22 protein-coding genes, 1 other RNA gene and 1 pseudogene are annotated in these 20,691 nt (G+C 36.0%); 14 read left to right on the top strand and 10 right to left on the bottom strand.

The window, feature by feature from the left end; all coding sequences use genetic code 11:
- Positions 1-29: 29 nt before the first annotated feature.
- Both DK415_RS07380 and DK415_RS07375 read right to left on the bottom strand, forming a co-directional pair.
- A complete protein-coding gene (locus tag DK415_RS07380) occupies positions 30-950 on the bottom strand; it encodes a hypothetical protein (RefSeq protein WP_109128979.1) in 921 nt (306 codons plus the stop codon).
- Between the two features lie 174 nt (positions 951-1,124).
- Positions 1,125-2,363, bottom strand: coding sequence for an integrase arm-type DNA-binding domain-containing protein (locus DK415_RS07375; protein WP_109433082.1), 1,239 nt, complete (start codon positions 2,361-2,363; stop codon positions 1,125-1,127).
- A gap of 427 nt (positions 2,364-2,790) precedes the next feature.
- Between DK415_RS07375 and DK415_RS07370 the strand changes: the two genes are divergently transcribed.
- From DK415_RS07370 to DK415_RS07350, 5 genes are all read left to right on the top strand, one after another.
- Positions 2,791-3,213: a tetratricopeptide repeat protein gene (locus DK415_RS07370; RefSeq protein WP_109433081.1), complete on the top strand. Its 423-nt coding sequence runs from the start codon at positions 2,791-2,793 to the stop codon at positions 3,211-3,213.
- 45 nt (positions 3,214-3,258) lie between these two features.
- Positions 3,259-3,894: an SEL1-like repeat protein gene (locus DK415_RS07365; protein ID WP_109433080.1), complete on the top strand. Its 636-nt coding sequence runs from the start codon at positions 3,259-3,261 to the stop codon at positions 3,892-3,894.
- Between the two features lie 281 nt (positions 3,895-4,175).
- Positions 4,176-4,472, top strand: a complete 297-nt coding sequence (locus DK415_RS07360) for an ArsR/SmtB family transcription factor (protein WP_109433079.1) — start codon at positions 4,176-4,178, stop codon at positions 4,470-4,472.
- Positions 4,469-5,470, top strand: a complete 1,002-nt coding sequence (locus DK415_RS07355) for a permease (RefSeq protein ID WP_109433078.1) — start codon at positions 4,469-4,471, stop codon at positions 5,468-5,470. The genes DK415_RS07360 and DK415_RS07355 overlap by 4 nt, the downstream gene beginning before the upstream one ends.
- 30 nt (positions 5,471-5,500) lie before the next feature.
- A complete protein-coding gene (locus DK415_RS07350) occupies positions 5,501-5,866 on the top strand; it encodes a thioredoxin family protein (protein WP_109433077.1) in 366 nt (121 codons plus the stop codon).
- A gap of 151 nt (positions 5,867-6,017) precedes the next feature.
- Here DK415_RS07350 and DK415_RS07345 read toward each other — a convergent pair whose 3' ends face one another.
- Positions 6,018-6,248, bottom strand: coding sequence for a helix-turn-helix domain-containing protein (locus tag DK415_RS07345; protein ID WP_005564317.1), 231 nt, complete (start codon positions 6,246-6,248; stop codon positions 6,018-6,020).
- Positions 6,249-6,551: 303 nt separating this feature from the next.
- Between DK415_RS07345 and DK415_RS07340 the strand changes: the two genes are divergently transcribed.
- Positions 6,552-7,055: a hypothetical protein gene (locus DK415_RS07340; RefSeq protein ID WP_109433076.1), complete on the top strand. Its 504-nt coding sequence runs from the start codon at positions 6,552-6,554 to the stop codon at positions 7,053-7,055.
- A 19-nt stretch (positions 7,056-7,074) separates the two neighbouring features.
- Here the strand turns inward: DK415_RS07340 and DK415_RS07335 are convergent, their stop codons facing one another.
- The 3 genes from DK415_RS07335 to DK415_RS07325 are packed head-to-tail and all read right to left on the bottom strand — an operon-like array spanning position 7,075 to position 9,026.
- Complete coding sequence (locus tag DK415_RS07335; RefSeq protein ID WP_109433075.1) at positions 7,075-8,010, bottom strand: hypothetical protein; 936 nt, start codon at positions 8,008-8,010, stop codon at positions 7,075-7,077.
- Entirely contained in the window at positions 8,010-8,189 is a 180-nt protein-coding gene (locus DK415_RS07330; RefSeq protein WP_005564322.1) for a hypothetical protein, read from the bottom strand. The genes DK415_RS07335 and DK415_RS07330 overlap by 1 nt, the downstream gene beginning before the upstream one ends.
- A gap of 21 nt (positions 8,190-8,210) precedes the next feature.
- Positions 8,211-9,026 carry a hypothetical protein gene (locus DK415_RS07325; RefSeq protein WP_109433074.1) on the bottom strand — a complete coding sequence of 272 codons (816 nt, stop codon included), beginning with the start codon at positions 9,024-9,026 and terminating at the stop codon, positions 8,211-8,213.
- Between the two features lie 242 nt (positions 9,027-9,268).
- On the opposite strand from DK415_RS07325, the gene DK415_RS07320 reads away from it, so the two are divergent.
- Complete coding sequence (locus tag DK415_RS07320) at positions 9,269-10,657, top strand: coiled-coil domain-containing protein (RefSeq protein ID WP_109433073.1); 1,389 nt, start codon at positions 9,269-9,271, stop codon at positions 10,655-10,657.
- Between the two features lie 29 nt (positions 10,658-10,686).
- Positions 10,687-11,148 carry a hypothetical protein gene (locus DK415_RS07315; RefSeq protein WP_006719971.1) on the top strand — a complete coding sequence of 154 codons (462 nt, stop codon included), beginning with the start codon at positions 10,687-10,689 and terminating at the stop codon, positions 11,146-11,148.
- Positions 11,149-11,672: 524 nt separating this feature from the next.
- Here DK415_RS07315 and DK415_RS07310 read toward each other — a convergent pair.
- Positions 11,673-12,569, bottom strand: a complete 897-nt coding sequence (locus tag DK415_RS07310; protein WP_005564326.1) for a cation efflux transmembrane domain-containing protein — start codon at positions 12,567-12,569, stop codon at positions 11,673-11,675.
- Positions 12,570-12,738: 169 nt separating this feature from the next.
- The gene (locus DK415_RS07305; protein ID WP_005564327.1) at positions 12,739-13,161 is read right to left on the bottom strand and encodes a hypothetical protein; all 423 of its coding nucleotides are present in this window, start codon (positions 13,159-13,161) and stop codon (positions 12,739-12,741) included.
- 395 nt (positions 13,162-13,556) lie between these two features.
- Here DK415_RS07305 and DK415_RS07300 point away from each other — a divergent pair, with 395 nt between their 5' ends.
- From DK415_RS07300 to DK415_RS07285, 5 genes are all read left to right on the top strand, one after another.
- Positions 13,557-13,820 (top strand): hypothetical protein, encoded by a 264-nt coding sequence (locus DK415_RS07300; RefSeq protein WP_005564328.1) that lies wholly within the window; start codon positions 13,557-13,559, stop codon positions 13,818-13,820.
- Between the two features lie 48 nt (positions 13,821-13,868).
- Positions 13,869-14,036: a hypothetical protein gene (locus DK415_RS09515; protein WP_005564329.1), complete on the top strand. Its 168-nt coding sequence runs from the start codon at positions 13,869-13,871 to the stop codon at positions 14,034-14,036.
- Complete coding sequence (locus DK415_RS07295) at positions 14,033-15,001, top strand: YadA-like family protein (protein WP_109433072.1); 969 nt, start codon at positions 14,033-14,035, stop codon at positions 14,999-15,001. The genes DK415_RS09515 and DK415_RS07295 overlap by 4 nt, the downstream gene beginning before the upstream one ends.
- Before the next feature lie 879 nt (positions 15,002-15,880).
- A complete protein-coding gene (locus tag DK415_RS07290; protein ID WP_109059627.1) occupies positions 15,881-16,093 on the top strand; it encodes a helix-turn-helix transcriptional regulator in 213 nt (70 codons plus the stop codon).
- Between the two features lie 9 nt (positions 16,094-16,102).
- Entirely contained in the window at positions 16,103-17,359 is a 1,257-nt protein-coding gene (locus DK415_RS07285; protein WP_109433071.1) for a hypothetical protein, read from the top strand.
- Positions 17,360-17,653: 294 nt separating this feature from the next.
- On the opposite strand, the pseudogene DK415_RS07280 reads toward DK415_RS07285, so the two are convergent.
- Positions 17,654-18,903: pseudogene (locus DK415_RS07280) on the bottom strand (integrase arm-type DNA-binding domain-containing protein).
- Positions 18,904-19,140: 237 nt separating this feature from the next.
- Positions 19,141-19,507, bottom strand: a transfer-messenger RNA (tmRNA) gene (ssrA, locus tag DK415_RS07275).
- A 245-nt stretch (positions 19,508-19,752) separates the two neighbouring features.
- Between ssrA and DK415_RS07270 the strand changes: the two genes are divergently transcribed.
- Entirely contained in the window at positions 19,753-20,388 is a 636-nt protein-coding gene (locus DK415_RS07270; protein ID WP_048749105.1) for a TfoX/Sxy family DNA transformation protein, read from the top strand.
- Positions 20,389-20,691: the final 303 nt, after the last annotated feature.

Below are 20,691 nucleotides of genomic sequence, written 5' to 3'. Positions count from 1 at the left end.
AAAAACGCCCTAAAATGGGCGTTGGTGAATTATGGTTTTAGTCTTTTGTTGGCATTGGCAAAATATTCTTCGATTGTTCGTTGCTCTAAACCTTGTGTTGTTCTATTTTCATTTTGTCGGTGTTCTAGAATCTTGTCGGTAATTTCGTTTTGCGTCCATTTTCTTCTATCATTTTTAACCGCAAGAAGAACTTCACCTAATAAATAAAGTGCGTTATCTAAGGTTAGTTTATTGTTAGGATTGGCAGATAAAGCATTGTGCTTATTTAGCAATTCTCTATACGCATGACGACCTTTTTCTAATCGTTCTTCAGCGTCTTGTTGGCTTGCTTTAGACTGTTGAAGTTGAATAGATAAAGATTGCATTGCTAAATCTTGATCTCTAATTTGACTTTCTTTAGATGATAATTTTGTATGTAGTTCATTCACTTTTGCTTGTAGATTAGTATTTTCAGCTAGGAATTTTTGATATTCTTTGCTCATTCGTTCATATTCTTCTAAATTTATTACATTTTTTAATTCCTCATCGTGAAAAATTGTTTTAGGTCGATCGCTTGGATAGTTTTCAGAAATAAAATTTTTTAAATCAGCTATCCAAAAGTGCCTGCGATCATAAGCAACGTGATCTATAATTGGGCTTCCGTTAGTGTTCTTCTTAACATTGCCTAGATGATCAATAACGACCTCTCCACCTTCTCCATGCTCTCTAACTGCTCTTAATCGACCTTCATTAATTGCACGGTTAATTATTCTTGTTTTTTTCTCTAAGCAAGGTATATAAGGGTGAGAATAAATACTTTGAGATATTCTTGATAGTAAATTAACTTCTTCTGATAAATCTTCAAATTTTACACCACACCATAATAAAGCCGCCTCTGGTAATGGAATAACTTCATAATCAATAATAGAACATTCAGGAAGAGAATTATAATATTGTTGGGTTTTAGCCATTTTTTAACGCCCCTTAACGTTGCTCTTATTAGTGGAAGTGCGACAAATAGCAATAAGGGTTACCATCTTTCGGTTCGGTTAATTACGCCGCACCTAGTCGCACCAATTCTTTAAATTCTCAAACAGTAAAACGCCGTCAAAAACGACCGCACTTTCTTCATGTTTTAGCAGTTTCTAAGCCACAATCTTTAAATGAAATTGCGGCAACATGCCTTGTGAGGATTGTTCTACAAAATCCGCCCATGCTTGCAATAGCTTAAATCTCTGTTCTAATTTTTCCCCTCTGTCATAGGCGGTTTTTACCCGGTCTGAATTGAGGTGCGATAGTGCCACTTCAATCAAATCACTATTAAAGCCCTGATCGTTTAAATAGGTGCTAGCGATACTGCGTAAACCATGCGCTACCAATTTACCGGCATAACCCATTCGCTTAATCGCGGCATTTGCCGTTTGCGTATTAACGTGGGATTGTGGGTTCTTTACACTGGGGAATAGGTAAGTTTTTCCACCACTCAATTTTTTAATTTGTCCTAACAGGGCTAAGGCTTGCCGTGATAACGTGATTCTATGCTCAATGCCACGCTTCATTTGCTCCGCCGGAATAGTCCATATTCTGTTTTTCTCGTCAATATCCGCCCATTTCGCCGTAGCCGCTTCGTTCGGTCTTGTCATGGTGAGCAGTTGCCATAAAATCAAATAACGCGTCTGTAAGTGAATCTGAGCGTTTTGTAGTGTGAACATAAATTCACTTAAGTCCTCCGGCTTAAGGGTTTTGAAATGTTCAACCGTTGGGCTGTCAAATTCCTTTGCGATATTCGCCGTAGGATTAAAAGAGATTAAGTCTCGGTGTAGGGCATAAGTCATGATCTCGTTATGTTTCTGAATCGTCCGTTTGAGCTTTTCTAAATGCCCTTCATCTTGATACTGCTTAAATGCCTTTAATGCCATTGGCGCGGTAATTTGGGAAATAGGCAAATGGCCAAAATGCGGTAATAAGCAACGATTAATCAGGCTTATAACGTCTTTTTGATAATTATCTGAAAAGTTCTTTTTGGTTTTGCGATACTCAAGCCACGCCCACGCTACTGCTTCATAGGTATTATTCAGCTCATTTTGCTTAGCTTGTTCTTGCTGTAGGCGATAGGTTGCCGGATCTATCTGTTGAGCTAACAAGGATTTGTATTCAGCTCGCTTTTCTCTGGCTTGCTTGAGTGTAACTGCCGGATAGTCACCTAACGCAAGATTATTCCGTTTTTTAGTGATAGGGCGGTAGTAATTAAATAACCATGTTTTCACGCCATTAGACTTAATGCGCAAAAATAATCCTTGTCCGTCCGCAAGGTTATATTCTTTTTCTTGTGGTTTTGCCTTATCTATCTGTGTTGGTGTTAAAGCTGTGGTTACTCGTGCCATAGTCTGTGTTACCAAAATCAATGTTCTGTGTTACTAAAACTCAAGGATTTGATAGGATTTAATAGGAACGCTTAGGATATAAAAAAGCCCTTGAGGTTAATATTTTCAAGGGCTTTTTGGATTTAATAAGTTTGCTTTGGATGCTGGGGTCATCTGAATTACATGTCACAAACCCTCTAATTATAAGGAAGTATCTAAATTCAAACTTTACCGATGTTACTTTCAGTGTTACTAAAAGGAGAAATCACAAGGAAATTGGCAGGTTTTTTAGGTTATCCAAACCCCTTAATTAATTTATAGATTGGTTTTAACTTTACTTTATATCGTAATACAATCATCAAATCATTTTCTTTCGATGGTTCTTCATCATGATAGGCGTTTTCACTATACTACTCGTATCAAATTCTATACTTAATAGGTGGAAAATATGATGTATATAGAAACTATTATCGGTAAGCCTAAAACAGAAATGCCGTATTATACCAATGATGCAATGGAATTATTAGCAAAATTAGCAGATTATGGCGATAGGAATGCTCAGAAAATGCTAGGTTGGCATTATCTTAATGGTATTTTGGTTAAAAAAGATGCTCAAAAAGCATATCACTATCATTGTAAAGCAGCGAACCAAAATGATGTTGAGGCGAATTTAATTCTAGGGTGGCATTATGAATATGGTGTCGGTACGGAAATGTGTTACTACAAAGCTATTGAACAATATGAGAAAGCAGCTCGTAAGGGTAATGAAGAAGCCTCTCTTCGTTTGATTGAGCTTTATCTATATGGAAAGAATATAGAAGATGACTATGAAGCCAAAATTGATAGTCATCTTGAGCGTGCTTTTTATTGAGCAGAATTTGTCAGGAATAGTAAGAATCCGCTTATCCAGCGATATTTGGGTATTTTATATCGAGATCATAAATGGGATTTTGCCGCTGCATTACATTATTTTCTACTTTCAGCTAAACAAAATGATAGTGCATCATTATTTTCTGCAGCTTCTGTTCTAGAAAAGATAGATGTAGACAGATGGATATCTCAAAAAAACTCTGAGTTAATTTGGAAAATCTATAATGAAAAACAGCTTCATCCAATCAGTGACACGACAAATGAATTTGAGCAACTTGCTCTTGAATTTTATAAACAATTAGCTGAACAAGGCGAACTGCTTGCAGCCACTTATGTGGCTCTATGGTATGAGAAAAGAAAATTATATGATGAAGCACTCAAATGGGCGAAATTGCCCGCTAAGGAAGGCTATTTTACAGCACAGAGAATCATTGCCAGATGTTATCCCAAAACCAAATATTTAGGCCTTTACCTTGATGATGCAATAAAATCGCTTGAGTGCATTAAACAGAAAGCGGATAACAAGGACATTTCAGAAACTCTTCAAGAATGCTACCAAATTTCTTTTGCAATGAATAAAGAGTTACATGAATTTTCAGGCACTCCAGAATCATTGGAAAAACTGGCATATTGTTATGAAAATGGATTTGGCGTAGAACAAGATTTCCAAAAAAGCGTTTGAACTATATAAAAGTGCAACAAATGGGATAACTTGGAGTGCGAATATATCGGAGCGTCTAGGCTATTTATGCTCAACAGATAAGGTAAAATCACGGTATTATGCAGCAGTTGCACAAAGACCAAAATTCAAACAAAAATGCCCTTATTTCGATAAGGGCATTGTTTTTTATAACTGTATTTTACAGAATTCTACTAATTGTAGTGCACCACTACACATTGACATCAATCTATGTATAGTGTATAAAACCAAACATAGACAACTATCTATGTAATGGGGAAAATATGAATACAATAGACGTAGCATTAATTTGTAAAGCTCTGGGAGATAGTAACAGATTGCAGATTATCCAAATGCTCTCCGATGGGGAAAAATGTGGTTGTAAACTATTGGAGGCATTTGAAATTACACAGCCAACACTATCTCATCATATGAAAATTTTAAATGAATGTGGATTGGTGAATTACCGGAAAGAAGGTAGATGGCATCATTATTCCTTGAATTGTGAGACCTTGAATACTTTTAAAACTTTTGTTGAAGGATTATCTTGCTACAAAGAAGAAAGCGGGGGCAGTCAATGATGATTTGGGATTTTATTCAAAACCAGATTCTGGGAATGAAGTGGATGAATACACTAATTGGAAATCTATTAGAGAAAGCGGGAGTTGACACTTCAGGCAGAATGGGGGGAAGTGTACAGTTTTTCCTATATGATGTTTTGAAGATTACGATACTACTTTGCATCTTGATTTTTATAATTTCATATATTCAAAGCTACTTTCCACCAGAGCGAAGTAAGAAGCTTATGGGGCGTTTTCATGGAATATGGGCAAACTGTATTGCGGCATTGCTTGGCACAGTGACACCATTTTGTTCCTGCTCGTCTGTTCCGCTTTTTATCGGATTTACCAGTGCGGGGCTTCCATTAGGTGTGACATTTTCCTTTTTGATTTCATCGCCAATGGTAGACTTAGGGAGCCTTGTTTTACTGATGAGTATCTTTGGTTCTAAGGTTGCTATCATATATGTGATTGTAGGGCTTGTTATTGCGGTGATAGGTGGAGCGATTATTGAAAAACTGGGTTTAGAAAATGAAGTGGAAGAGTTTGTTCAAAAAACGAATGCAGTCGATATCGATATGGATGAGCCAACACAAAAAGAAAGGATTTCTTTGGCAAAACAACAAGTTATAGACACGTTTAAGAAAGTATTTCCCTATATTTTGATTGGCGTTGGAATAGGAGCTGTTATTCACAATTGGATTCCACTGAGTTGGGTAGAAAAGATTCTTGGCAGTAATAATCCATTTGGTGTTATTCTGGCAACGCTGGTTGGTATTCCTATGTATGCAGATATTTTTGGTACGATACCAGTAGCAGAGGCACTACTTGCAAAAGGTGCACAGCTTGGAACAATTTTAAGCTTTATGATGGGGGTAACTACACTTTCCTTACCGTCAATGATTATGCTTAGAAAAGCAGTAAAACCGAAGTTAATTGGGATTTTTATTGTAATATGTGCTGTTGGAATTGTTATTGTAGGCTATTTCTTTAATATAATTCAGCATCTATTAGTTTAGAAAAATATAAGAGAAAAGGAGATTGAAATTATGATCTTATTTAGAAAGAAAAAAGAAGAAAAGGAAATGGTTAAGGAACAATCTAACTGCACATGTGGAGGAACTTGTAATGAAGAAAGTGTTGAGGCAGTGAAGGAAACTCTTTCATCAGGAGCAAGTGTCAAAGTTCTTGGTAGCGGTTGTGATAAATGCAATGCATTGGAGAAGAATGTGAAAGAAGCACTTAGCGAACTTGGCATGACGGATGAAATTGATCATGTTACTGATTTTGGTCAAATTGCAGCAATGGGAGTTATGAGCACACCAGCTCTGGTTGTTGATAATAAAGTTGTTTCAATGGGGAAAGTATTAAGCAAGGATGAAGTGATAAAGGCATTAAAGAAAATAAGGGAATAGGTATTATGAAAGAAATGTTATGGGGGAAAATAGCTGCTGAAAATGAAAATCCTCATGCTATAGAACACCTTTCTGGTTTGCTTAAATATCAAGATATGTAATTACCTCTAAAAATACAAAAGCCAATCTTAAAAAAGATTGGCTTTATTGTTTATAGTGAGTTATCAAACAACTTGTCTAGCGAAACATCTAAGGCTTTTGCTATCTGTACTAGATTGATAACCGTGATATTACGCTCGGCACGCTCCACCATACCTATATAAGTACGGTGTAAACCGGCCAATTCTGCCAACTCTTCTTGCGAAAGACCTTTTCGTACTCTTGCTAATTTAATCGACAAACCGAGCTGTTTTAATAACATTTTGCGTTCTTCTGTATTCATATTGATGACTTTATAAAAGACATCAATAATAAACTACATACTTTGCGTAGCATTCAGAAAGAATACTGATATTTAAGTAAAACATCATTAGATTCTTTTGTATAATCCATCATTATGATACTAATGGTATTCTTTTTGAGGCTTTAAAAATTTTTATAATGTCAATATATTGACACCATGAAATTTTATGAGTACATTAAATAAACGTAAATTAAATCCTCTTCTAGTTATTTTTTGTTGATAAAAGTCACTAGAAGAGGATTTTTTATTGCCTTCTTCTAGCTAAATAAGTAGGAGAAAAATATGGAGAATGAATGGAATTGCTATGATAAGTGGAGAGAAATACGCGATAAATTGCACTCTTTAGGTATCAGAGATAAACATGAAATCTATATCTTAGAAAGCCTAGAAGAGTATCGAATTAAAGATATGTATGATATGTTAAATAATCGTGATGTACTTGCTTCCTCAAATGGTTTTATCCTTTTCTCATATGAACAATACATTTATTTTATAAGAAATGGTGAAGATCCATTTTTAAGTTCTTTTTTTATCAAGTTCCCGATAAAGCACCCTGTTGAAGGAAGAAGAATGTCTAAAGTAATTTTTAGGGTTATCCATATTATTTGTAACTTTTATGAAAGACATTATTTGAAATCAAATAAATCAGAAATTTTTAGTAAAGAAATTGAACGATATGGCTGTGAGATTAAGATAAATTGCTTGGTAGGAGAGGTTATTGAGGTTTTGGCTGTTTTGCAGAAAATTGTGAAGGGGCTTTATGTTTATGAAGAAAATAAGGGCTGATTAGCCCTTATTTGAATTATTATTTAGTTTTCCATTTTATTGGTATTTCTTCAAGTAATTCCCAGCGGTTTCCTTTGTCATCATAAGGATCTATAGGGCTTGAATATTGTTGCTTTTCTCCTTCAGAATTGTAATATCCATCAAATTTGATAAGCTTTATCGTTGCACTATCCAATTTAGTTGCAATGCAAGCTGACGAGCTTGTGGTTGTCTGACCGCCTAACCCGAAAAATGTTGATACAGTATGGCTTGAATAATTACAACCGGCAGCACCTAATTTTTTTAAACTTTCTAAATTTAAGTCCATTCTAGTATATACATTTGAAACAACCTCATTACTTTCTGATAAAACTTCAAGTTGTTTCTTACTTGGTTTAATATAGAATTGAACATTTTCAAATGGAGTATTATCCACATTTTCTATTCTAAATGAACTAACAGTGGGTTCTAACTTAAGGTTTACATTACCTGTTTTTTCATATTCTTCATGGTTATACTCTAACTGAAAGTAAATTCCAGAGTTTTTGATTTTATATGAGTTTTCTTTAAATAGATACTTTTTAGCATCTTCTAAGTGCTCCCTATAATCAGCTTCAATTTTTTCGCGATTTTTCTCAAAATAAGCTTTAGTTTCTGCTTCTTTTCTATTAAAAGAATCATCTTGAGAACAATAATCTTTTTTAAAGTAATCACTTCTATCAAGATCTGTCTTTCCTTCAACAAAATAATCTATATATTCATGACTATGAAGAATATCAGTAACAGAAATTTTCTTTATTTCAGAGTTACAGGAGTTTTTAATATTGTGTGGAAAGCTTGCTTCTAACAGATCTCCAGTTTCGCTATAGCTGATATCATATGAGGACATATCGTGATATGCTGAAGATAATACATCTAAACTAAAGATTGTAGTTACAGCAGGAAAAATAAATTTCCCAAAGGTTTGAAATGACATTACATTTCTCCTTTGCTATTTTTTTTATTGCTTAACTCGCGTAATATCTCAATAGGATAAGTAACAACTGTTTTTACATATGAGATTAAAAATTCTTTAGAGTTTACATCTAGTTTTGATGTTCTTCTATGAGCAATATAGCAACCAATAATTAAATATATGTAAATAAATTCTTTCATGTTAATACTCCTTTTATACTCTTAGTTGATAAAATCAACCTTAATCTTTCCACCATTATTGATTTCATTTACTAGATCTTTACTTAATCCAAATAAGATTTTTCCTTCCACACTTCCAGTAAAGAAATTCAGATTGGATTGGCTAATTTGAGGTTTAAACCCTTTATCTTCTATTAAACTAGAAATTACATCCTGATTTTGGAACTCATTATTATATTTAATGATATATCCTCCATTAGAAAGTCTGTGATTATATGCAGGTTGAATAGATGTAAGCTCTGTACCATCTTTTTCTTCTAATACTAAGCGGAGTTTAAATGCTTTTTCCTCAGTTAATTTATTCATTAAATAGTTCAATTTCTCTTCACTAACATTAGCTTGATTAATGTTTCGTTCATTGGCTGTATTAATTTCAGTACTGTTCAGAGAAAATGATTTACCTTCGCTATCTTTTAATGCAGTAAATACTTTTCTAATGCTTTTGGTATATTCTTTATCTAAAGAAATTTTAAATGGCAGTTCAAAAACTAAATCACCACTATTACCTTCAACATTGTTGCCATTTTCATCTTTAACCTCTACCAATGCTGTTGATGTTAACTCAAACTTTGAAATGGTATTTTTATTAATAGGCTCGATAAGTAAATCATCGACTAACTGCTCAAAAGTAACTTCTTTTACCTCACTTGAAGCAGTTACTACTTTGCCATCTTCTTTAGAAAATACTTCAGCAGTGGCAACCTCCGCCGTTTCACCCGTCCCCGAGCCTTCTACCACAACAGCTTGAGCCAGTGATGAAATGCCGAATAAACCTGTTAAAAGCAGTTTATATTTCATATGAGTTTTCCTCTTAATTGATACCAACAAAATCTTTTAGAAAAAACAGGGTTTCTTTTTGATGACTATAGTATTCATATGTTAGCATAAAAGTTTGTATTTCAGTCAATACTCGCTGAAAAATAAATCAGTAAATTCACTTATCAAAGGGCAAACAGATGAATAAAATTTTCAAAGTGGTTAAAAATTAATCAGGAAAGCAAACGGTTGTATCGGAATTGGCTAAAGGGAAGCGAAAAGGCATGATGTCTTTGATTGCGATGACGTTAGCAACAATGTCGCCGTTGGTATTTTCTGCTCCGACTTTAGTTGAAGATGGCTTGATTGCGCCAAGTTCTAAGCAGGCAATTAACGGTGGGCAATTTGCTCAGTTGGAACAAACGCTTTATACCAGCGTGGTTCAGTCTGTAAATACGAAAAAAGTCGCGGAGCAAGCAGTCACCCTAGCCACCGAAGCCAAACAAACAGCTCAAACCGCCAATTCAAATGTGAATAGTGCGATTGCTCGTGTGAGTGAAGTAGAAAAACAAGTAGTTAAAAATACGGCAGATATTACCAAACTCAATGGTAGTGTATCAGGTTTATCTGACCGCATTACTACCGCAACAAATACGGCAAATGAAGCTAAAAACGGTATCTCCGACTTAAACACCCAAATTGAAAGAGTAAATCAAAATGTTACCGCTTTAACAGGGCGAGTCACGCAAGCTGAACAAACCGCAAACCAAGCACTAGAATTAGCTAAATTAAATACAGGTTCAAGTGCTGAAGTTAGTCAAAATGCTATCAATGCAGCAAGCGAAGCGAAAGCGTTGGCACAATCAGCTAACTCAAATGCCACTCGTGCTTTAAATACAGCAACCAGTGCATTAAGTACGATCAATGATATTCAGGCAGATGTTGCCTTAGCGAAAAGTGATGCAAATGCCGCAAAAAGTAATGCAGAAAATGCGTTTAATGCGGCAACAGCATCACAAGATACAGCAAATTTAGCCGTGCGAAATTCAAACAATGCTGAAAGTCTTGCAAATAATGCAAAAATAACAGCAGAGGGAGCGGTTCGCACAGCAACTACCGCTAATCAAACCGCAGAGCGTGCGCAAACCACGGCAACCCGTGCAGCAGCAACAGCAAATCTTGCAAGTATTTCAGCAGGTAATGCAGAGCAGTTAGCGCAAGAAGCAAAAGATACTGCGACTCAAGCTAAATCAGGTTTAGTGGTAACAAACGCAGAACTTGCAAAAGTTGCTTCAACTCAAACCGATTTAAAAGCAAAAAGTGAAGCAAACGAAAAAGCGGTTAGTGGCTTAACTGGTCGTGTCGCAAATGTAGAAACAGGCGTGCAAACAGCCCAAACCCAAGCAAGTAATGCGTTGAACCAATCAACAGAAGCCAAAGCGACCTCAGAGCAGGCAAATAATAACGCTACTCAAGCAAAAACCGAGGCGCAAACCGCATTAAGCACAGCGAACATCGCAAATGCCAATGTAAATAGTGCATTAACCCAAGCGCAAAGTGCGGTTAAAACAGCGCAAGAAAATACAGCACTTGCCAATCAAGCGATTGCCAAAGCAGAAAGTGCAGAGCGTACCAGTACGCAATTAAGAGAAATCGCTAATGAGGCAAAGTAAATGCCGAAAGCGCAGTTGAAAGTGTAAAATTGGCAAATACACAATCTACTCAAGCGTTAACTAAATCAGGTGAAGCCGTAGATAAAGCTAATAATGCTGAAACTATTGCAAATCAAGCTCATTTAGCAAGTCAGCAAGCGGTAGAAAAAAGCGATCAATCTGTAACAACCGCAAACATTGCTTTAAGAAAAGCTAATAATGCGGATAAAAATACGGCTGAAGCAAATGTTAGTGCAACAAAAGCGATTGAGAGTGCAACACAAGCATTAACTCAAGCAACAGAGGCTAATAAATTAGCTGTTATCGCAGATGGTAATGTGAAACAAGCACAGGCTCAATCTGTTAGCGCAAACAATCTTGCAACAACAGCAAAAACAAATGCAGATAAAGCACTTCTGGATTCTTCAAAAGCAATTTCAGATGCAAATCAAGCTAATGTGACTGCTAATACAGCAAATGATAAAAGCATTCTTTTTTGGGTCAGCGGTTAATGTGGACGGTTTAACGGTTTTTCCCCTGCGGGTCGTATTGAAAAGCTGTTGGATAACTCTTCTAGTTACCCACTAGCTTTTCAACACTAAAAACCTACCGCCCACAATAATCACTTCCCTAATAATAAATTTTGTTATTTTTATATTGGTTCAAAGGCTCGCAAGCTCGCCTAATAAAATGAAGTCGCCTTCGGCTCCGCTGATTTTTTAATATCACTCTCGGGGCTTTTGGCGTACTATTGTCTAATAGTTAAAGCAAGGACACATAGCCCCGTATCTGTGATACTAAGTCTATGCCCTTGCAAGAGGGATAAATCCCCCTTGACCCCCTGTGGTTTCACCGCTAATTTGAAGAACGGACACCTAATGAAAAAGCGAACCAAACGCCTAGAAATAGCATTGTCAGAAGATGAATACAATGCCTTGCTTGAAACGGTAATATCTCAACGCAAAAAACAAAGCAGGGGTATAAGCAGATAAAACAGGGCATACGGCGAGAGCTTTTTGCCAATAATGAGCATTATTTAACCCTTCAACGCCAAAATGCGTCTGGCACCGTTAAGTACAATCCCCCCCGCGATGGTGCCGATAATCAGATCTGGATAATTGGAACCGGTCCACGCGACCAGGGCGCCGGCGGTGATGCCCCCCAGGTTGATCACCACGTCGTTGGCCGAGAATATCCAGCTTGCCTTCATGTGCGCCCCGCCTTCCCGATGTTTGGATATGAGCAGCAGACAACTGGTATTGGCAATCAATGCGACGAATGCGATAGCCATCATCACCAGAGATTCAGGCTCACTACCGAATACAAAGCGTCTCACCACCTCTACGAGCACGCCCACAGCCAAGATCAGTTGCAGTACACCAGCAAGATGCGCGGCACGTACCTGCATTTTCACGCTATGTCCAACCGCATAAAGGGCAAGCCCGTACACCGCCGCATCGGAAAAATTGTCCAGGGATTCTCCAATCAGGCCGGTGGACTGGGCGATCAGACCGGCAGTCATTTCCACCACGAACAGAAGTGCATTGATGCCGAGCAACCAGCGCAGGGTCCCGGATTCTTGCTTAGCAGAAGCTGCCGAAAACTCGGCGGCCTTGATGGTCTCTGGATTTGCAGCGACGGTTTCCTGAAGCGAGGCGCCTAGCCCCAAGGTCTTCAGTTTCGAGGTGACGGGCTCGACCTCGCCGTCATGCACGACCTTCAGCCGGCGGTTCGACAAGTCGAAGGACAGCGCCCGAATCTCCTCAAAGCCGTTCAGGGCTAGGCGAATCATTCGTTCTTCTGATGGACAGTCCATCTTCGGCACTGCATAAACACTGACCCATCTCCCTGGCGCCTCGGAGGAGGCCTGTATATCGGTATCCGCTGCGGACGTTGCATCACCGCCACAGGCGCCACCACAGGATTTGCTCATAATACGACTCCACTTGAACAATGTTGTGGTACCATTTTAAACTATAAAGCTACTATAAGGTCAATAGAGTAAAGAATCCGTTGGGGAGGAGGCTGATGCGCATTGGTCAGTTGGCACAGTTGAATGAAGTCGCCTACGGCTCCGATTTTTTATATACCACTTCGGGGCTTTATGGTTTCTTTTGCTTAAAATCCATATTAATAAATAATCTTTTTAATTCTTTCTTTTCTTCATCTGATAGCCTAATCCCTTGAGCAATGCGAATAGCAAAATCATTAGGAATCTGATTAAATTCTGCAATAGTAGTAAGGAATCTTTCGGCTAATACGCCATTCCTAACGATTGTATGAGCGATATATGAAAGTTGCTCCTCTAATCTATTGCCAGATGAATTAGATCCTGATTCTATATTCTCTAGTTTTTTCTTTTCTATACGTGCGCCTAGTTTTAATAATTCTAATGCAACACTACTTCTTGTTGCATTTGCCTCACCATCATTAACTTTATTGAGAACAATACGATCTATAACCTCTAATACAGAAAAAGGAACGCGAACTGTTATACGATTATTTTGAGAATTTAAATTTTCCATATCAAAACCTGTTTGTTTTTTAACCTAAAACAAGCACTATATAGCACCATATAGCACTACATAGTGCTATGTATGCACTATACAGCATTTTTGATAAGAAAATCTTTATTTTTCAATGAGCACTGTATATCATCTAAAAAGATGCTATTCAGCACACAAAATTCACGCCTATTTTCTGGTCGAAAACGCACAAACACTTGATTTATAAAGGAAAAAAGGCAAATTTTAAATTTGCGTTAGGTGTGTAATTACTTCATTTTTGGGTCTGTTTTTAGGTTAAATTTCTGTTGTTTTTTTAAGGGATTTTTATGCGTTTTTATTCTCCCGAATTAAAGGCGATCACTATGCGGAATGAAAAAAAATACTCATAAAAATTAAATAGGAGAGAGGGAAAAATGAATGAGGTTTTAGCCATTATTTTTTATAACTTGGCGATTATTTTTGTTTTACTTTTAGGGTTGGGGTTATTCATAAAATACCAACACAAAAAACGTGCAGATGCCCTTTTAGAAAACATGAAAAAAGCCCATTCAGCATTTTCGGTTGATCGTAAATCACAAGCGATCTTTGAAAAACGCGTAAAAGAATGGGAAAGAAAACACCCGGTTCACGCCATAAAACAACGGATTAAAAAACGCATTGAATGGCTGCTGCCATAGCAACGTGCTTTTCTGATAAACTACACGCATCTAAACACAGGAGGTTCTATGCAAATAGCCTTACCCAATACACCGACTTTTGAGAAAAAAGAGTCTTTCTACTCTGAAGATGAGCTGTATTTGCTACATCAGTTAGAAAACGACTTAGTGAAAAGTAAATCTCATGATGATGTAATGGAAAACTTGAGACAGGTACTAAAACTCGATGAAGTTTGATTATTCGATTAGATGGTACTACTTGGCAGAAGAAAAACTGCTTACTCAGGCTAAAATCGGATAATGCTGTTCGTACTGCTAATAACTCTGCTCAAAAAGTCGATTTAATGGACGTAAAAGTGCAAAAACACGATACAGAAATTAGCGCAATGCAAACCGCATTAATTGATACGGTAGGTAAAGCTGAAAAAGCTGAATTAGCAGGTAATCAAGCTCGCTCTATGGGTGAAAATGCGATTAAAAAAGCTGAACAGGCTTCTGAGAAAGTGGTTGAACTTGAAAAAACAGTTGTGCAGTACAATGCAGACAAAACTTCTGTATCACTTAACAATGCAACCTTAAATGATTTAGCGGACGGTGAAGTTAGCGAAACCTCTAGTCAAGCGGTTACTGGTAAACAACTTTACGCTACTGAGAAAAAGGTTGAAAAAGTGGTACAAGAACAATTAGTGCCTGTACAAAAACAAGTTAAACAAACAAAAGAAGAAGTTACAACAAATAAAGCAAGTATTGCTACCAACAGCTCTAACATTGCGAAAAATTCACAACGAATGGAAAAAGTTGTTGAAGTAGTAAACAGCCAAACTGTTCGCATTAATGAAAACACTCGCATTGTTGAAACTCAAGCAAGGCAGGTAACTCAAAATACACAAGCAATTACTGAAAATCGTCAAGCGATCCAAAGTAATAGCAAACGTATTGATGAACTTGAAAACCGCTCTCGCCAAGATCGCCGACAAGCTCGTGCAGGTGTGGCAGGGGCAATGGCAATGACCCAAATCACGCCAGTACAGGGTAAAACCTTTACGGTTGGCGCAGGTGTCGGTTCTTATCGAGGTGAAACAGCGGTTGCAGTCGGTGTGAAATATGCACCCAAACCGAATTTTGTCATCAGTCTTTCAGGCTCTGCCGACTCTCGCGGAGGTGTTGGGGCTGCAACTGGAGTAAGTTTTGGGATTGATTAGCCCGAAATTATCCTAATTTTTTCAATAAAAAGCATCTTTTGGCATTGCTGGAAGATGCTTTTTTCTTGTTAAGCGCTCTCGATTTTGCCTTCGTCAGGTAGTCATTTGGGGCAAAAAGCTCAGAAAAAGTTGCTGAATTGAACAAAAATTAAGCAATCAAACTTTTCTTGTACTAATTGATTTTTTTAATGCCAATATGATTTTCATAGTGTTTTATTTTATTTATAGCGTATGCTTAAATTAGATAATTTTAATATTTATTAAATTTTTTCTTTTTATTTTTTGATTGATGATTTTCAAAAAATATTTAATAAATTCATATTTAATTTGGATGAAATAATTTTTGTATTAAAAGGATTTAAGGTCTTTTTATTATTTTAGGTTTTAAAAGGTAATTAAATCCTTTAAGGTTTTAAAAAACGACTTTAAGGTTTTAAAAAAGGACTTTAAGGTTTTAAAAAAGACTTTAAGTTTAAAAAAACAGCATAAAACAATGTGACAAGATTGTTTTCTTTATTTTAAAAATGATTTTTTATCCAATAAAGAGAGCACTTAGAGCATGTTAAACTTACTTGAATGATATTGTAAGCCTTGTAATTTTTTCTTTTCTCTTCTCTTAAAGTGTATTCTTATTTTGGGTATAAATACTATTTATAACAACTATTAAGCTTGTAAATATAAAGTAAAAAATAAATATTTCTCCTTGGTCTGAATATTTATTTCTTGTTAGTAATTTGTATTTTTTATTATTGTTAATTTAATCTTTTATTTATTTTTCACTTAAATAACACTTTTCTTATGCTTTCTTTTTGTGTTGATCGTTTCATTTTTGTGGTGTAGCCTATTTTCATTGTTTATTAAATTTTTAAGAGGGATTAAATGAACGATAAAATTAAACTCCTTAGACCAAAAGAGGTTATTCAAAAGCTCAGTATTTCTAAAAGTACATTCTATGACTGGCAGAATAAAAAATCGAAAAGATATAGAAATGACTTTCCTAAGCCGCTCTCTATTGGTGCAAATTCTGTAGGTTATTTAGAAAGTGAAATTAATGCTTTTATTTTAAATATGGTACATCGTAGATCTAAATAAGGAGATACTATGTTAAAACTAGTTGAATTAATGATTAATACACTACCAATGCTTGATACTCAATCTCAAGCATTAGCAAGATTTTTCTTAGAAAAGCAAGATAAATGCGGCACTTATTTAGGTTCGGGAAAAACAATGGGGAGAGTATTTTCGGCTACATCTAAATGTGTGTTCTTAACTTGTACATCTTGTTACAATGAAAAATTATTGAAATTACAAAAAGAAGTGATAGCTAGTTTCAAATTGATTATCAAGAACCCTCGTATTCTTGATTTATTATCAGGTTTCATTCCCAGCAAAGATAATTCCTTGATTCAGTGGGTTGCGCGAAATAAAGCCAAATTATCTTATAAGCTAGATGATTTTAAAGCTGTTTTCTGCACGCTTTCTCCTGAAAATGTGATTGCTGCATCCACTTATCAATCTTTTGAAGAGATTAAAGAAAATATAAATCTTCTTTATGCTTCATTGGTTCATCATCTTGGATTGTTTTCATTACTAGATTGTAGATGCACTGAACAAGATAACAGAATTAACACTCATGGGCATGCTATCATTTTGTTTGATAAAAACTTTAATTATTCAAATATTGGAAAGGATATTAGATTCAATACTAATGAAGCAATAAGAGTGCAGCTGTCAAAAATTGGCTATCAAGAACAATCTAATACCCAATGGATTAATACTTACTATGATCTCTTTAGAATTATTGCTTACATTACTAAACCAAGAGAGAAGGAGTTTGAAGAAACCATAGATCCCTTTTCTTGGTTAAATGTTGGTTTATCCGTTCACTATGATCATACTCAAGATAATAAGCCACGCCGTTATCGGAATTATATCTTTAAAGATGCCTTGAAGGAGAGCAGAGCTGAAAATAACAAACACATTACGAACGAGAAGTTACATAATGAACTTGCGACACCAATGGATGAGAAAAAAGATGATCATATTCAGATAGGCAATTACAAGCGATCTCATTATTTGAATAAATTGAAAAAAGAAGTGGAATATTCCTATAAAAGAACAAGTAAGATTATTATTCCTGATGAAAAAATGAGTATTCTTGAAGCGGTTTATTTGTATGAAAAATCACCACATCAATTTTGCGATTGTGCGGAAAAGCTAGATAGAAGAAGGCTGGAAGCATTATCCGAAAAATTGAATATATCTACATCTAAAATTAAATCATTAATTATTACGCGGAAAAAATTCCGCTGGATAAAAGGAAAAAGAGGTAAATTTCAAAAAGTGTGGGTAAATTGAACTATATAAAATCTTGGGCCTGAGTGCAGTCAATTTTAGTAAAATTTGATTTTCTATAGGTAAACATCGCAAAAGAGAGAAGGCAATTATCAATCTTATAATTGCTTTCCCTCGTTAAATTACATAATGAATTTGAGTATTCACCACTCAATTTCTTACCGCAAAATGAGCCAAAATTCGCAATTTAATCGTTGTTGAAATATGGCGAAAAAATCTTGTAAGTAACGTGAACAAGATTTATGAAAATCGGTTGCTAATTCGTAGAGAAATTGTGGTTTTTTAGTATTCAGCAGATTACGCATTAACAACTTTTAAATGATACTGCGGAATAGTTTCATGTGAGCATTGATCGATAAAATCTGCCCACGCTTGTAGTATAGTAAAACGCTGTTTAAGGTAATCACTTCGGTTGTATGCGGTATGAATGCGATCTTGATTGATATGAGATAACGCCACTTCAATCATATCTTTGTTATGACCTTGTTCATTCAGGTAAGTACTGGCAATGCTCCTTAATCCGTGAGCAACGAGTTTTCCGTGATAGCCCATACGTTTAATCGCAGCATTAGCGGTTTGCGTGTTGGTATGCGATTTTGGATTTCTTTCACTTGGAAAAAGATATTCTTTACCACCACTCAATTTTTTAATTTCCTTTAGAAGTGCCATTGCTTGGCGAGAAAGGGTAATTTTATGTTCTCGACCACGCTCATCTTGCTTAATCCCTTTTTGAATATAGATTGTCCAAATCTTAGATTTCTCATCAATATCTTCATAACGAGCCATGGCAGCCTCGTTAGGGCGTGTCATGGTCAGTAGTTGCCATAAAATAAGATAACGTGTTTGTAGCTTAATTTGAGCACGGTTTAAGGTCATCAGAAATTCAGGCAGATCTTCTGGACGGATCGTTTTAAAGTGTTCAACTGTAGGATTATCAAATTCTTTCGAAAGATTGGCTGTGGGATTATGCGAAATAATGTTGCGGTGCAAAGCAAAATCCATAATCTCATTCAACTTTTGAATAGAACGTCTAAGCGTTTCTAACGTGCCTTTATCTTGAAGTGTCTTAAATGCTTTCAAGGCTAAAGGTGCAGTAACTTGAGTAATCGGTAATTTACCAAAATGCGGTAATAAAATACGTTCAATCAGGCTTTTGACATCTTTTGCATAGCCCTCAGAGAAATTCTTGCGAGTTTTGCGATGTTCAAACCATTGCCAAGCGACGGCTTCAAATGTGTTGTTTAGCTCGTCTTGTTTTGCTTGTAGTTGATTAGCTCGATATTCGGCAGGATCAATATTTTGGGCTAGTAATGAGCGATATTCATCTCTTATTTTACGAGCTTGAGCAAGCGACAATTCAGGATAAATACCTAAACTGATATTTTTACGTTTTTTAGTGGAAGGATGGTAATAGTTAAAAATCCATAATTTAGAGCCATTAGTTTTAACTCTTAAGAATAGCCCACTCCCATCTGCAAGGTTTCCTTTTCGGCAGGCTTTGCTCTGTCTATTTCGGTGTTCGTTAAAGATTTTGTTGTTCTTGGCATAGCTGAATCACCTGTCATTTAAGAAATATAAAAAGCGGTAAAAGCCTTGTAGCATAAGACTCTTAATGCTTGTAGTAACATCGGCCTAAGTTATTTTATCATAGTGTTACTATCGGTGTTACTAAAATCGTTGGATTAGGTCGGAATGGATAGGATTAAATAGGACAATAAAAAAGCCTTGGGGTGTTATGCGCCAAGGCTTTATCGGACTTTATAAAACTTGTTTGGAATTGGACTTGGTGGAGCTGGGGGGAGTTGAACCCCCGTCCGAAATTCCTCTACCGTCAGCACTACACGTTTAGTCAGTCTTTAAGTTTTGCTTAATCCTGCGGACAGACACGCGATAATTAAGCTAGTTTGATTCAATTTAATGCTTCGATCCTCAAACAGCGGCGTCCACACGATCTCGTTTGGGTTTGACTCCGCTTTATCCCCGTCTTACGAGCGGAAGCTGGGGAGCGAAGGCTATGAGCAGGTTATTAAGCTGCTAAAGCGTATTGTTCGTCGTTTGCGACTATTTTTTTTGCGGTTTATTTACGAGGCCTACCGCACCTCGACGTGCACCTCGGGCTTCGCTAATCCCGTCGAATCCAAAATCAGCCCCAAAAGTGTGCATAAGAATAGCAAAATACAGTAATAAAGGAAAGTAGCCAAAATAAATGGTGTATCCAAGATAAAGAATAGTACGCTAATTTTTTACATATCTTATGTGCTTTTAGCTGATATTTTAGTTAAAAAATTTTATTTTTTCGATCTACTTCACATTTTTGAATGTTATTAGTGATATCTTTTTCTTAAAAAATAAAAAGTATGATATAACTAATTCACATAATAATGTGAGGGAAAACTATGTGTAATACAAAACAAGAACTACGCAATGAATTTACTGAACTGATTGGTGAGGTAAGAGTTAAGAATTTGTTTACCGGTTATGGAATATTCCAAGAAGATGCCATGTTTGCTTTGTCCCAAAATGACGCAATTTTTGTTAGAGCCGAGGGAGAGTTGGTGCCTTATTTGGAGAGGCTTGGGGCTGTTGCCTATTCACTCAATCCTAATAATATGAGTAAATTAGCTCTTTATCATTATTATCAATTGCCTCCTTCAGTTCGTAAAAACAAAACTCTTTTTAAACAAGTCATTAACCTTTCTATTCAACAAATTAAAAGAAAGAAACTTTCTGAAAACTTAGCTAAAAAAGAACGTATCAAAGAATTGGCTAATTTCACTATTAAGCATGAAAGGCTGTTAGCCAAAATTAATATTCATACAGTCAGTGATTTTAGAACATTGGGTGCTATTCATAGTTATGTCAGATTAAAGAAATTAGGTATTCCTGCAAGTATTGATTTACTCTGGACATTTAGAGCTGCTTTAATGGATAAACACGTCAACTTGTTGACAGAAAAAGAAAAATCATCAACCCTTATTAAATTAAACCTTATGCTTGAAGCTAATGGGATGAGGAAAATCAAAGGGTGCTAGAGAATGATAATGAAAATGGCGTAATACATAAAACACCATTTTTGATCTAATGCTTGCAAGTTAGTTGAATAGTTTAAGATGTAATTTTTATTGCGCTTAAATTATTATCAATTAAAAAATATTTTGCAAAAAAACGCAAAAAGGGGTTGCAAGGTCATGATAAATGCCTATAATACGCCCCCACAACGACGCGCCGTTGTAAAGCATAAAACCGCGCGTCGTTTTTTGTTCTTTAACAATCAATCAGACAAACTGTGTGGGCACTTGAAGATTCGTTTTTATCATTAAAGATTTTAAAATTGA

This window comes from Aggregatibacter segnis (assembly GCF_003130075.1).
Classification (GTDB): Bacteria; Pseudomonadota; Gammaproteobacteria; order Enterobacterales; family Pasteurellaceae; genus Aggregatibacter; species Aggregatibacter segnis_A.
Note: the sequence above shows the minus strand (reverse complement) of the source record. Positions and strands in the feature narration are given on the sequence as shown.